Below are 13,656 nucleotides of genomic sequence, written 5' to 3'. Positions count from 1 at the left end.
TAATTGGTGATCTTATTTAACATTTGCTTATTTGCAAGCAGATGTCGCAATAAAATTGTCAAAAAGGTGAGTAGAAGTCACTAAGCGGCATGCAGCAAGAGTATGGAGGTGGTGTGCGAGAAAGCCGAGCAACGTAAATGTAGGCCTATTTTACAGATCTTTAGTTGGTAAAGCGGGTTTGCTAGCACATTCAAGAAGGCTCAAATTCGGGATGTTTCGCACCAATCGAGTGCAAGGTTTATCTCAGACTGTTTTTTTGAGGGGGTTTTAGCGCCAATATCTGCTTTTTCTACTCCTTAAGTAATAGGTTTTTTAGCGCTTTTTGTTGGTTCATCTCTTGCTATGTATTCCTTATAAAACGCGGGCGAAGAGCATCGACTCGCGAATGAATACGGTGAGGAGTATACAGCGTGTCTCAACAGCAATCTCAACAATGGATTAAAACCACCTGCCCATATTGTGGCACCGGGTGTGGCGTAGAAGCGAAGGTAGCGAATAACGGAACGGTTGAAGTGAGAGGCGACCAAGCCCACCCCGCAAACAGTGGTTTGCTTTGTTCAAAAGGCTCGGCTTTAGGCGAAACAGTGATTAAAGAAGGGCGCTTGCAAAGCGCTTACATTAAAGGTCATAAAGAGCCCCTAGATAAGGCGCTAAGTTATGTGGCCTCTCGCCTAAGCCAAACTCTTGCCGAACATGGTTCTGAATCTGTGGCCTTTTATGTATCCGGCCAATTGTTAACCGAAGACTACTATGTTGCCAATAAGCTGATTAAAGGCTTTATCGGTAGCTCAAATATCGATTCTAACTCTCGGTTATGTATGTCTTCAGCGGTGGCTGGCCACAAACGTGCTTTTGGTGAAGACATTGTTCCAGGAAGTTATGAAGACTTAGAGCATGCTGAATTAGTGACCTTAGTGGGGTCTAATCTTGCTTGGTGTCATCCCATCGTTTATCAGCGTTTAAAGCGCGCTAAGCAAGCAAACCCCAACTTAAAGATGGTGGTGATCGATCCGCGTCGTACCGACAGTTGTGACATTGCCGATTTACATCTTCCCTTAAATGGCGGCACTGATGTCGCTTTGTTTAATGGTTTGCTCGCATATTTGAGTGAGCACGGAAAACTGGATGCCGAATACATTGGCCAGTTTACCGAGGGTTTTGAAAATGCAGTAGCGAGTGCGGTAGAAGATGCAGGTGATTTACCAGCACTAGCAAAAACGTGCGGTGTTGAGCCCGAGGCTCTACTGCGTTTTTTCCAGTTGTTTGCCGACAATCAACGCTGTGTAACGGTATTTAGCCAAGGGGTGAATCAAAGTAGCCAAGGCGTAGATAAAGTTAACGCGATTATTAACAACCACTTAGCAACCGGAAAAATAGGTAAGTTGGGTGCTAGTGCATTCTCTATTACGGGCCAGCCCAATGCCATGGGAGGGCGCGAAGTTGGTGCGCTGTCTAATTTATTAGCAGGGCATTTAGATTATGTGCCAGAGCATTTGGCGGCGTTATCGCAGTTTTGGAAAACCGATACTCTTAGCCAAAAGCCAGGTCATAAAGCGATAGACCTCTTTGAAAAAGTGGGCAGTGGTGAGATTAAAGCAATATGGATAATGGGGACTAACCCAGCGGTAAGCTTGCCTGAGTCGGCAAAGGTGAGAGAAGCCTTACTCAATTGTCCCTTAGTTGTCGTGTCAGATTGTATTGCTGAAACAGATACCACGCGTTACGCCGATGTTCTTTTACCTGCAGCAGGTTGGGGGGAGCGTGATGGCACGGTAACCAATTCTGAGCGGATGATTTCTCGCCAACGTGCGTTTGTTAAGACCGAGGGTGATACTAAGCCCGATTGGTATTTGCTGAGCCAAGTGGCTAAAAAAATGGGCTTTGCGCAAGCTTTTGACTTTCAAAGCTCTGCTGACATTTTTAGTGAGCATGCAGCCTTATCGGGGGTATTAGCCGATGACAGTAAACGAAAATTCAATATCAGTGGTTTGAGTGGTAAAGATCAACAGGCCTTTGATGAAATAGAGCCACAACGTTGGCCTATTACCACAGATAAAAAAGCCGCTAACCGCAGTTTGTTTAGCGACGGCCGCTTCTCGACTGATTCTGGCAAAGCGCAACTTATTGCGGTAACTAACCAAACCACTCAGCAGCCATTGAGCCAAGCGTTCCCGCTGGTACTAAATACCGGCCGTGTGCGCGATCAATGGCATACCATGACACGCACAGGTTTGGCACCGCAGTTAAGCAGTCACGCTTCAGAACCGTTGTTAGAGGTTCACCCACAAGATGCTGCTAACCAAGGTTTATGTGATGGTGACGTAGTGAGCCTAACCAGCCAAGTGGGGGCGCTTAAAGTACGTTTAAGTATTAGTGAAGGGCAAAAACCTGGGCACTTATTCATGCCTATTCATTGGAACGCACAATACTCCAGTGATGGCTTAGTTAGCCAAGTGGTTGATAGCTCAGTTGACCCCATTTCTGGTCAGCCTGAGTCGAAACATACACCCGTAAAATTAAGCTCGTGGGACTATGTCAGTGAAGCCGTATTACTAACGGCAACTCCATTAACAAAGCTGCAATGCCAAGATTTACCCGCAGACTATTGGGTAAAACAAGGCTTGGGCGATGGCTATTTATACCGTATTGCCGATACTAGCCAAGCGGTGGAGTTAGCCAGTAAATTGAAGCAGTTTTTGCTCACCAATAGCAAGCTGCAAAGCCTCGATTTTGCTGATACCGAGCAACAACGTTACCGTTCAGCCTTAGTGATTGAAGGTGAGCTGTTCTCAAGTTTTAGTGTTACTGCCAAGGGCCAGCTAAATGCCAGTTCTTGGTTAGAATCATTACTACAACAACCTATGTCGGACAATATTCGCCGAGGCGTATTAGCGGGCACTAGTCCAGCTCCTGATTTGGGTAAAATAGTTTGTTCTTGTCATCAAGTGCGCGAGCAAACTATTGCCGATGTGATTACCGAACATGCTTGCGAGAGCGCCGACCAGGTGGGTAGCCATTGCAAGGCGGGTACTAATTGTGGATCATGTGTACCAGAAATCAAACGTATGATAAAAACAGTTACCGTGGAGTAGCGACTAAGCTATTCATAAATAAGCGCAAATTGTCGCTACGGTTTGCGCTTATTTTTTGCGATAGCTTTTTCTCAACACTTCAAGGATGAGGGTATTGGACAATATTAGTCATAAGGTTGTGAGTATCAAATCGGCGATAAAAGCCGAAGACCGTCCGCTGTTAAATCCGCACCATTACTACCCGCATTTTCAACCGATTGTGTTTTTGCCTACTGGTAAAATTGCCGGTTACGAGGCGCTAGCCAGAACACATAACAAAAATGGCAAGGTAGTGAGTGCCGGTGAGATTTTTATTAACAGCCAGTATTCCTTGAGTAATCGCCGAGATCTTGACCGCTCCATTCGAAAAAATGCCTTAGAGCAATTTGCTAACTCGGTGCAGGACGGTTTCCTCACCATTAACATTGTGCCCGACTGGGTCGATATGCTGAGTAGCAAACTGTGCACCCCCACCATTTCAATGATAGATGAAATAGGTATTGACCCTGCTCGCGTAGTGATCGAAATTACTGAAGCTAGCGGTAACGTGGATAATTTAAAGCGAGTAGTGAAGGCTTATCATCAAGCGGGCTTGAAAGTGGCCATTGATGACTTTGGTGCCGGCGCGTCACAGTTAGACCGTATTATTGCTTTAGAACCAGACATTATTAAATTAGACATGCGTTTGTTTAAAAATGCCACTCGAGGAGGCTTGCCCGCCGATGTGGTATTGTCGGTTTCTGATTTGGCGCAGCGCGCTGGATGTGAGCTAATTTGTGAAGGCGTAGAAACTGAGCAAGAGTTTCACTTTGGCGTAGAATGTGGTGCTAAATACATGCAAGGTTGGTTGTTCCATAAAGCTGATCTTAATTTTCTAGCCCCAGATCTTAGCCAAGACAAAGTAAAAGACTTACTCGCGAGTTATTTAGACCGAAAGAGTCTGAAAACGCTGGAAACCGTTAGGCACAATGCCGAAGTAAAAACCAGTGTGCTAGCTTTGAAACACTCCCTGCAACAATTGCAATCTACGGTGAGCTTAGCAGCACAATTGATGCAAGCGGGTATTCTTAGGTACTTTCTTTGTAAAACCGACGGTACCCAAATTTCGCCTAACTTCGATGTCAATCAGCAAGGTATTACTGAAGATGAGCAATTTGTAGGTTTTAATTGGAGTTTCAGGCCTTACTTTCATGCTTTGGTGGCGTTGGATGCGGTAAAACCTCAGCAGTTAATACTATCGAAAATTTACCGAGACTCAAGCAGCCATATAATGTGTAAAACCTTTAGCACTTACTTAAGTAATGACGTGGTACTGTTGGTGGACTGTAAGGTAGAAGACGACACTTTATTTGTCGAATAAACAGCACTAGCAAACGTAATGGTTTGCTAGTGCGGAATAATTTATTTTAGCATTTCACAAGCAACGAGTATTACCCCGCCCTTAGAGACGGTGAAACGGCGGCGGTCTTCTTCTTCGTTGTAACCAATCACAGTGCCGTCTGGCACTACGCAGTCTTCAGCAATAATTGCTTTGCGAATTTTACAGTTTTTACCAATGCTACAACCATTGAGAGCGATCACTTGGTCAAGTTCGGTATGTTCTTCCACTCGCACGTCTAGCGAGAGCAACGAACGATTTACCTTAGCTCCAGAAACAATGGTACCCGCCGATAATAGCGAATCTGTAGCGTAACCACGGCGATCATCTTCGTTAAATACAAACTTTGCACCCGGACGCTGTTTTTGATCGGTGATGATTGGCCAGTCGCGGTCGTATAAATCAAGCTCAGGATCAGGGTCGACTAAATCCATATTTGCAGCAAAGTATTCGTCGATATCACCTACATCACGCCAGTAAGCGGTGCGGCCTGGGTGGCCTTTATCTGCAAATACATAACCATAAACTTTACGGTTCTTAATCATGTTTGGAATAACGTTGTGACCAAAATCATGAGAGTAGCCAGGGGTTAGCAAGCCTTGACGCAGTTCATCGTCTAATACGTCCATGTTGAAGATATAAACGCCCATAGACACTAGCGCCAGCTCAGGATTGTGAGGGTCTGATTTGGGATTTTCAGGCTTTTCCTCAAAATCAACAATTTGTCCTTCGCTATCTAGACCCATTACGCCAAATGAAGACGCTTGAGAAAGTGGTTTGCGAATACAGGCCACCGTTACATCTGCGCCGTTTTCAGCATGAAAGTTAATCATGCGTGAGTAGTCCATTTTGTAGATATGGTCGCCGCCTAGAATCAATACTCGGTCATAGTGCTCATGGTCAATAATGTCGAGGTTTTGATATACCGCATCGGCGGTGCCGCGATACCAGTTTTCTCCAGTACGCTGCTGAGCAGGAATAATGGATACACGCTCATTAAGTGCAGGATTGAGAATTTGCCAACCAGATTGAAGATGCATGATCAAGTCGTGAGCCATATATTGAGTGAGTACTCCAATATTTCGTACTCCCGAGTTGATGCAGTTAGATAAGGTGAAATCAATAATGCGGTACTTGCCGCCAAAAGATACAGCTGGCTTGGCAACTTTGTTGGTGAGTTCTTTTAAACGAGTGCCTTTACCTCCAGCAAGAACCAAAGCAACAGAACGTCGAACTAAGCGGTTACTAGAAGTATGGGAATAGCGGTTTTCGGACATATCGAAAATTTCCTCATGGGCGTGATTGAATTACTATGATAGCGCTTTCATGCTGAATGTAACTGTCATTTATGACAGTTTTGACCCTTTTCTTTTATTAGTTAACTAAAATAAAGATGATATTTCTATAAAGTGATCTGATACATGTCTTTAAGCCTTAATAACACAGACGGTGTTGCTAGTTTAAGCTTGTGTGGTTAATAAACTGTTGATTTTTTGTTGTGCGCAATAAGGTTGGAAATCAGCATGTAAACTGTAAAAAACAAACGCTTTTTTCTAATTGTAATACCAAAGCGATATTTTCACTGGTTTAGCCAGTTTGGCTATTGCTATCGCTCACTCGGAGTCTTTAACTCGCTGATCATTGAGTCGCTTTAAACCAAGATTAAACTGGTCGCGTAACGCTGCTTGATGAAAACCTAGTAAGCGAGGGGAGGGTTCAAAAATAGTATGAAAGCGAACCTCTTCAACGGTTTTTTTTTCCTTTAATCGTTGCTTATTTAAGTAAGCGAATATGCGTTTATCCATAATGATTACATCAACTTGACCGCGATATAAACGTTCTAGTTGAGCATATTGGTTAGCCACTTCTGTATAGGACTTAGCGTGGGCAACTGCGTTAGCATATTGCTCGCCTAAGTACTTCTTTGCATTTTGAAAAGCCAGTAGTTTGTACTTAGCAAGCTGACTAATCTGTTGTAAATCTACATCTTGGCTACTCAGGCTAATTGCTACGTTGTGATAAAAGATGACGGGGTCGGAGAGAAAACTATGTTGAACAGTATTGGGGGCGTTAACAATGGCATCAACCGCTTGTTGTTTAAGCATCTTTTCGGCGCGAATATTTGAGGTGAAAATAACCTGATCGACCTGATGTCCGGCTAACTCAAAAGCCTGTTTGATGATGTCTAGTTGAATGCCTGATTGGCTATTTTTAATGATGTAAGGTGGGATCGATTTGCTTGTGGCGAGAGTAATCGTTTTAGCTTGTAAAGTGCCACTCAGTAAGCCGCTGCTGAGAATGAACGCTAAGGTGAGAATGATATTGAGTGGCAACATAGCAAATCCAAAAACGATCCCTTCTCAAGTATGGCAGAAAGGATGGTTTTTTCATTTTACTCTGTGCGTCGCAGAACCTCTTAGGCTAAAGCGGGTGACTCTTGTTTTTTAGTTGAGAGCAGCTGCTTCCAGTGAATCACGCGCAAAGGCAGCTCTGGCGATGCCTCGGTATAGTCAACCAAGCCGAGTAATTCACTCATTGGCACTGGCTTTTTACCTTTTAAAAATACTCCGCGCACCAGTATGCTGGCATATAAGGTTTTGTTGGCAATAAAGCGATGTTCAAAATACCAATATTTCTCATCCCAACCTAATAATTTGCTATGAAGCTCAATTTTGCTCATGGGTTTAATTGGGCGAATATAGGTGACCGATTGCGCGTTGACCACGCCTAGCCAACGTTTTTGTAGGGCAACTGATCCCAACTTGGTTTTGAGCATCATGTCGATGCGACCTAAGTCCCCAAAGCTAAAGTAGCGAGAGTTAGTGAGGTGCATATTTGCATCACAGTCTAAGGGCAATGCACGTAGCGAAATAACAAAGTCGTCGGTAGGATCTTGATGGGTTTTGCTGCCAAACCAATGGCGGATAAACATGCTTAACAAGCGAAAATAGTGATTCATTGGGTACTTAGTTTGCTTTTTACAAATTTTTAACACACGAGGTCGGATGAGTAAAGGGGGGAAAGAAAAGTCTTCCAAGCTGATGCTCGGAAGACTTAAGTATATTTATAGCGTTATTCTATAACAATACGCTTATGGGTTAAGCCTTGGTGGCAGTCTACGCAGGTTTCACCACGTGCCGCAATTTGCTGGTGGTTTAAGCGAGCACGTTGTGGCTGAGTAGATAGATCAAAATTATCCCCCTGGTGGCAATGTCTGCAGTTGGCTGAGTCATTAGCTTGAAAATCTCGCCATACCGTCTCAGCAAGTGCTGGCCTATGCTCCTCAAAGTTTTCCTTGGTAATGGTGCCTACCATCATGTGGTAAATGTCTGCGGTGGCGGCAATTTTAACTTTGAGCATCTCAAAATAAGGGTGGGGTACATGGCAATCTGCACAAGTAGCGGCGATATTGCTGCCGTCCCCATAGTGACTTGATGCTTTGTACTCCTGCACTATCGTATCCATTTTTAAATGGCAGCTAAAACAAAACTCATTAGTGCTAGATAATACTAAGCTGCCTTGCACTGAAGCCAAGCCCAGCACCAACACAAATACACCAATGGGTATGCCTATAATGAGTGGTTTTTTGAGCCAAGCCCAAAGCCGTTGCCACCGAGTTGCCTGCTGTTTATTTGTCATATCAGCATCCTCTTTAATAAGGCGGGAGCATTGCTGCTCCCCCTAGTGGCTATTTGCTTTCACTCAAGTAGCGAGCTTTAAAGGATGCTTGCGCTTCTTTACGCGCTTTTTTCACCTCTTCGGGCTCATTGCCGCTAAACCAAGCGTGCTCTGGTCGGTCGAGAATTTCTGCCAGTATTGCACGGGCTTTTTCTGCACCTTCGGTATTGCCTGCGTGCTCTGCTTTTTCTACTGTTTCTAGGAACTGAGGAACCAGTTCAATATAGAAACGCTCTGCGACTTCAAACATACCGTGCCATTGAACGTAGTCGGGTGCTTGCATCGCTGCGCCGTGGCGAGCGCGGCGACCTTCGTGGTGCCATAGGTAGAACCACGTCCACTCTATCTCTTCATCAAAGGCTGTTTCGGTAAGCATTTTCTCGCTCTTCAGTATGTCCATCAACTCTTTACCGGGGCGAGCAAATTTGTCGTTATATAAGTTAACTAATGAGTCGAACTGCTGGTAGAAATTATCAACCATCGACTTGGTATGGCAAGATTCACATACATTCATCATGTCGCCACGACGGGCTTCCCAAGATTTAACTTCCTTGCCTTGAGCTTTCGCTTTGGCGTCAATCTTCTCAGAAATGGCTGGGCGTAGTGTCCAAGATATTCTATCGCCTACATCATGAGTCACTGGAAGCTCACGGGTTGCCGACATATGACAAGTGGCGCAGGTTGGCGCTGCGTCGTAGTCTTCACCCACTATCCATTTGGCCGAGTCTAAGTTCATTCGATTTACATTGGCGTAGAAATTAATACCGTGTTTCGATTCTTCATAGATTTCTTTTTGTGGATGATCTGGGCCTAAGTGACATTTACCACAGGCTTCTGGTCGGCGAGCTTGCTCCATGGAAAACTCGTGGCGTTGGTGACATGCCGTACAAGCCCCTAAGGAGCCATCTGGGTTAATTCGACCAATCCCTGTATTTGGCCAAGTGGTGGGATCTAAATCACCGTTTTCTAATACTTTTACTTCTGAACCATGACACTGCCAGCAGCCATTTACTGCAGCTGGTGATTGGCCGTTAAAGGTGAGTGCGCCTTCTACCACTTCTGCGAGGAAGTTATCTAAAGAGCCGATAATTTGAGCTGCCTTAGCGTGATGACTTTTGGCAAATTCATCCACTTCTTGATTGTGGCAAGTGGAGCAATCTTTAGGTGAGACAATAACAGCAATGGTCTGGCCTTCGTGGGTAATGGCGTCTTTATCTTCAGGGCTCGCTTGGTGGCATTCATAACAGCCAACATTAGCACCATAGTGTTTAGACCGCCCCCACTGGGCGTAAATGGAAGGATTTTTCTCTTTATGACAAGCGGCACATTCGGCGCTTTCCGTACTGAGTTGTTTAAATGGTTTAAGCACTAAGGCTTTAGGTTCTGCGCTAGTGGCAAATGACATTACCAAGCACAAGGCTGCTGCCAAAGTAAGAATGGCAGTGATAAAACTAGAACTACGGGGATGGTTGTCCATATTTGTACCCTCTGTGGCTTCCTGCTAGAAGTTCTTGTTGTTTGCTTTTTGAGCAAATTAACCTTAGTAGATATATGGATAAAGGAGGGCGATCTAAATCAATTTAATGTGAATTATTTGTAAGCTGTTGCGGACGGTTTTTAACTAAATCATTAAGTCCTTGATTAACTGAACTAAAAGCAATGTTGTTAAAAGGCAGCTTTTTAAGAGAGTGCCATTGCAAACTGGCCACATCGTCTTTGGCGTGTAGATTAGGTTTGTGGCTTAACTGGCAAATAAAGAAAGCATCGCAGGTATGATACAGCACCTCGTTATAGCGATATTGATTGGCATAAGAACCAAAGTACTGCAGTTGTTGGCTGGTAATGAGTAAACCTAGCTCTTCTTCTAGCTCTCTTTGTAGACCTTGCTCTAGGCTTTCATGGTATTCAACAAAACCGCCCGGTAAATCCCAACATCCCTTTTTAGGATTAATCGCCCGTTCTACCAGTAATAGCTCTTGCTCAACAATGATCAGTGCTCCCGCGGTGGAAGCCATATTATGAAAATAGCTAAATTGACACTGCTGACAAGCCCACTTTTTAGCATCTCGCTGTTTTAAGCTAGTTTGGCCACACTGAGGGCAAAAACGAGGAGTAGGCAGGTGAATACTCACTTTCTAAGACAATTTGATTGATAGTAGCGAGCTTTATTAGCGATGAAAAGCCCTGTCTATTTGATAAGTTTTATCTGGTGAATTTTACGTTTAAAACAGTGAGAAGGTTTATTAGATGAAGGTTTTTACCGTTTAACTTTCTGATTTTTGTTTGGTTTTCCATTGATTGTATTGAAGTTTTTGACGGACAGTAAAACTGGTGCTAGGTCATTTTCTAGCCGTGAACTCTGGCATATACTGCCTTTAGCTTATTTTCATTATTGCCACTGGCATTCACCTACAAGGATAGTCAATGAAACCGCAGTTAAAACCCAATTGCCCAAATTTTTCATCTGGGCCTTGTGCTAAACGACCCGGCTACCAGCTCGAACAATTAAACAACGATGCTTTGGGGCGTTCACACCGCAGTAAGATTGGTAAGGCACAATTGGCTCAAGCCATTGAGTTAACTCATCAATTATTAGACCTTCCAGAAGGTTACCGTGTAGGCATCGTTCCCGGTTCTGATACTGGCGCAATGGAAATGGTGATGTGGTCACTGTTGGGCGAGAAAGCGGTAGATTTGTTTTCCTGGGAATCGTTTGGCAAAGGTTGGTTTACCGACGTGACCAAGCAACTTAAGTTGGAGCAGGTTAATCACTACAGCAGTGACTATGGTCAGTTGCCAGATATGAACCAAGCGAATCCTGACAACGATTGCATTTTTACATGGAATGGCACCACCTCGGGTGTGGCTGTGCCTAATGGTGATTGGATCAATTCGCAGCGCAGTGGCTTAACAATTTGTGATGCTACCTCAGCGGTATTTGCTATGCCATTGCCATGGGAAAAGTTAGATGTAGTAACTTATAGCTGGCAAAAAGCCTTAGGCGGAGAGGGGGCTCACGGAGTGATTATTCTCAGCCCTAGGGCAGTTGAGCGCTTAGAAAGTTATCAACCTACTTGGCCAATGCCAAAAGTATTTCGATTAACCCAGGGAGGGAAACTCATTGAAGGTATATTCAAAGGCGAAACGATTAACACGCCGTCGATGTTATGTGTGGCGGACTATGTCGATGCCCTCCAGTGGGTGGAATCGCTCGGCGGAGTCAGTGCCAGCATCAAAAAATCCCAACAAAACCTCGAAGTCATAAAGCAGTTTGTAGCCGAAAATGACTGGATTAGCTTTTTAGCTCAACAACCCGAAATCTTATCTAATACCAGTGTATGTCTAACCTTGAAGGCGAGTAGCGATCAAGTTAAAAGCATTATTGCTTTACTCGACCAAGAGCAGGTGGCGTTTGATATAGGGGCATATCGAGATGCGCCAGCGGGCTTGCGTATTTGGTGTGGCGCTACGGTAGAGCAAGAAGATTTAAGTCGCTTTATGCCATGGCTAGCGTGGGCTTATCGGCAGGTGTGCTTATAAGCGTAATGTAAAAAATTAATACATTTTCGTGCTGCAGTTTGTCACGGAAAACACAAGATTTGTTGTTTAGGGAGAAACTGTATGCCGAATATTCGGACCATTAATAATATTCACCAACAAGGGTTGGCGTGTTTTACTGAGCGCTACCAAGTGGCCGAGGGCCAAGCTGCGCCAGACGCTATTATGCTGCGCAGCGCTAATTTACATGACTATGACTTTCCAACAGAAGTTAAAGCCTTGGCGCGTTGCGGAGCGGGCGTTAACAATATTCCCATTCAGCGTTGCTCCGAACAGGGCATCGTTGTTTTTAATACCCCAGGTGCTAATGCTAACGCTGTTAAAGAGTTGGTGTTGGGTGGCATGTTATTAAGTGCTAGAAATATTGCATCGGGCCTTAGTTTTATCAATAGCCTTGATAGCGAATTAGATGCCAGTGCCTTGCAACTGACTGTTGAAGGTGAAAAGAAGCGTTTTGTGGGCTCTGAGCTAACCGGGAAAACCCTCGGTGTCATTGGCCTAGGGGCTATTGGCGCTGAAGTTGCGCATGCTGCTTTAGCTTTAGGGATGAAGGTTGTCGGCTTTGATCCGGCACTTAGTGTTCAAGCTGCTTGGCGTTTGTCATCAGATGTTGAGTGTGCTGATGAATTAAAAGATTTATTAGCGCTGAGCGATTACGTCACTATTCATGTACCTGCAAACAAAAATACAACAGGGCTAATTAATAGTGATAACTTAGCGTCGCTAAAACGTGGCGCAGTGTTACTTAATTTTGCTCGCGGTAGCATTGTGGATGAAGACGCCTTATTAACCGCTTTGTCGCAACAGCAGTTAGCGCAGTATGTAACGGACTTCCCAAGCCTTGCTTTGTTGAATCATCCGCAAGTACTTATGCTGCCGCACTTAGGTGCTAGTACCAACGAAGCAGAACAAAACTGCGCGGTGATGGCGGCTAGGCAGCTTATTGATTTCCTAGAGAATGGCAACATTCACAACTCTGTAAACTTTCCTAATATTAAGCTCAGCCGCACTGAGGGCTTCCGTATCGCTTTTGCTAACGATAATGTACCCAAAGTACTCAGCAATGTATTAGCTTTGCTCTCAGACATGGATATTAACGTTATCGACATGTTGAACAAGAGCCGCAACGATATTGCTTATACCTTGATGGATATTGCCACGCCTGCCACCCAAAGCTTGTTAGACGCCATTGCCGGCGTAGAGCATGTATTCCATGTGAATGCGATTGGAGAGCACGCTTAAGGCTTGTGCTGTTGTTTACGAATTTCCCGGTTTTGCAGCTTCGATAGCGTAAAACTGGGAAACCTTAAGTCCAGTTCAATGGCTAGAATGCGCAACAAAAAGGCTGCTCCACTTGATAGCAATATATTGGTTAACTCTGGTACTTCAAAATACCCCAGCACAACATAACTAACACTGCCTATCAGGCAGGCTGTTACATAAATTTCCGGTTCAAATATCACTAGCTTGGTCTGTAGCATTAAGTCTCGAATGGCCGAGCCGAGGGTTGAACTAATCACTCCCATCAATATCGCTACCAAAGGCGCAACCTCATAACTTAAGGCTTTACTAGTGCCTAATACTGCAAACAATGCAATGCCTGCGCCGTCCATCCACAGCAAGATGCGGTCAATTTTGATTACCCAATGGGCAAAGAAGTAAGTCATTACCGAGGCAACAATGCAAACGGTTAGGTAGCTTGGATCGGCTATCCAAAAAATGTGGTCTGTACGCAGTAGTAAGTCTCGAATCGTGCCGCCACCAATGCCGGTGACGATACCAACAAATACAAAGGCTAATATATCTAGCTCGCGTTTGGCAGCGGCTAAAGCCCCCGTTAAAGCAAATACAAAAACCGCAATTAAGCCAAATTGATACAGTGTGGAGTGAAAATCTAAAGTCATTATGAAATCGTAAGCCAGTTAAAAACCGCTAAAGTATAGTGAGCTAATGCCAACTAGGCTTTGATTT

At 44.5% G+C, this 13,656-nt stretch carries 11 protein-coding genes; 4 read left to right on the top strand and 7 right to left on the bottom strand.

All coding sequences use genetic code 11. The features are described 5' to 3' along the window. Positions 1-410: 410 nt before the first annotated feature. Together ACLD71_RS21520 and ACLD71_RS21515 are read left to right on the top strand one after the other, a co-directional pair. A complete protein-coding gene (locus ACLD71_RS21520; RefSeq protein ID WP_411992048.1) occupies positions 411-3,092 on the top strand; it encodes a molybdopterin-dependent oxidoreductase in 2,682 nt (893 codons plus the stop codon). Positions 3,093-3,186: 94 nt separating this feature from the next. Continuing rightward, complete coding sequence (locus tag ACLD71_RS21515; RefSeq protein ID WP_411992046.1) at positions 3,187-4,431, top strand: EAL domain-containing protein; 1,245 nt, start codon at positions 3,187-3,189, stop codon at positions 4,429-4,431. A gap of 41 nt (positions 4,432-4,472) precedes the next feature. Here ACLD71_RS21515 and glgC read toward each other — a convergent pair whose 3' ends face one another. The 6 genes from glgC to ACLD71_RS21485 all read right to left on the bottom strand — a co-directional run bounded on the left by glgC (position 4,473) and on the right by ACLD71_RS21485 (position 10,259). Continuing rightward, positions 4,473-5,726: a glucose-1-phosphate adenylyltransferase gene (gene glgC / locus ACLD71_RS21510; RefSeq protein ID WP_137671765.1), complete on the bottom strand. Its 1,254-nt coding sequence runs from the start codon at positions 5,724-5,726 to the stop codon at positions 4,473-4,475. Positions 5,727-6,062: 336 nt separating this feature from the next. After that, positions 6,063-6,785, bottom strand: coding sequence for a hypothetical protein (locus ACLD71_RS21505; RefSeq protein ID WP_411992044.1), 723 nt, complete (start codon positions 6,783-6,785; stop codon positions 6,063-6,065). A gap of 80 nt (positions 6,786-6,865) precedes the next feature. Next, positions 6,866-7,408, bottom strand: coding sequence for an acyl-CoA thioesterase (locus tag ACLD71_RS21500; protein ID WP_137671763.1), 543 nt, complete (start codon positions 7,406-7,408; stop codon positions 6,866-6,868). Positions 7,409-7,521: 113 nt separating this feature from the next. After that, positions 7,522-8,088: a NapC/NirT family cytochrome c gene (locus tag ACLD71_RS21495; protein WP_137671762.1), complete on the bottom strand. Its 567-nt coding sequence runs from the start codon at positions 8,086-8,088 to the stop codon at positions 7,522-7,524. 49 nt (positions 8,089-8,137) lie between these two features. Further along, positions 8,138-9,604, bottom strand: coding sequence for a multiheme c-type cytochrome (locus ACLD71_RS21490; protein WP_137671761.1), 1,467 nt, complete (start codon positions 9,602-9,604; stop codon positions 8,138-8,140). A 103-nt stretch (positions 9,605-9,707) separates the two neighbouring features. Next, complete coding sequence (locus ACLD71_RS21485) at positions 9,708-10,259, bottom strand: NUDIX hydrolase (RefSeq protein WP_411992042.1); 552 nt, start codon at positions 10,257-10,259, stop codon at positions 9,708-9,710. A 292-nt stretch (positions 10,260-10,551) separates the two neighbouring features. On the opposite strand from ACLD71_RS21485, the gene ACLD71_RS21480 reads away from it, so the two are divergent. Both ACLD71_RS21480 and ACLD71_RS21475 read left to right on the top strand, forming a co-directional pair. Next, entirely contained in the window at positions 10,552-11,667 is a 1,116-nt protein-coding gene (locus ACLD71_RS21480) for a phosphoserine transaminase (protein WP_137671759.1), read from the top strand. A gap of 81 nt (positions 11,668-11,748) precedes the next feature. Next, positions 11,749-12,927, top strand: coding sequence for a 3-phosphoglycerate dehydrogenase family protein (locus ACLD71_RS21475; RefSeq protein WP_137671758.1), 1,179 nt, complete (start codon positions 11,749-11,751; stop codon positions 12,925-12,927). Here ACLD71_RS21475 and ACLD71_RS21470 read toward each other — a convergent pair. Next, positions 12,924-13,589 (bottom strand): trimeric intracellular cation channel family protein, encoded by a 666-nt coding sequence (locus ACLD71_RS21470; protein ID WP_411992040.1) that lies wholly within the window; start codon positions 13,587-13,589, stop codon positions 12,924-12,926. The genes ACLD71_RS21475 and ACLD71_RS21470 overlap by 4 nt on opposite strands. Between the last annotated feature and the right edge of the window lie 67 nt (positions 13,590-13,656).

It is taken from the genome of Agarivorans sp. DSG3-1, assembly GCF_046774965.1.
GTDB lineage: Bacteria > Pseudomonadota > Gammaproteobacteria > Enterobacterales > Celerinatantimonadaceae > Agarivorans.
The sequence above is the reverse complement of the archived record's forward strand: the minus strand, read 5'-3'. Positions and strand labels throughout refer to the sequence as shown.

Coding starts and splice junctions, on each gene's coding strand:
- ACLD71_RS21475 (WP_137671758.1), top strand. CDS start 11,749: ATGCCGAATATTCGGACCATTAATAATATTCACCAACAAGGGTTGGCG.
- ACLD71_RS21490 (WP_137671761.1), bottom strand. CDS start 9,604: ATGGACAACCATCCCCGTAGTTCTAGTTTTATCACTGCCATTCTTACT.
- ACLD71_RS21480 (WP_137671759.1), top strand. CDS start 10,552: ATGAAACCGCAGTTAAAACCCAATTGCCCAAATTTTTCATCTGGGCCT.
- glgC (WP_137671765.1), bottom strand. CDS start 5,726: ATGTCCGAAAACCGCTATTCCCATACTTCTAGTAACCGCTTAGTTCGA.
- ACLD71_RS21470 (WP_411992040.1), bottom strand. CDS start 13,589: ATGACTTTAGATTTTCACTCCACACTGTATCAATTTGGCTTAATTGCG.
- ACLD71_RS21495 (WP_137671762.1), bottom strand. CDS start 8,088: ATGACAAATAAACAGCAGGCAACTCGGTGGCAACGGCTTTGGGCTTGG.
- ACLD71_RS21500 (WP_137671763.1), bottom strand. CDS start 7,408: ATGAATCACTATTTTCGCTTGTTAAGCATGTTTATCCGCCATTGGTTT.
- ACLD71_RS21505 (WP_411992044.1), bottom strand. CDS start 6,785: ATGTTGCCACTCAATATCATTCTCACCTTAGCGTTCATTCTCAGCAGC.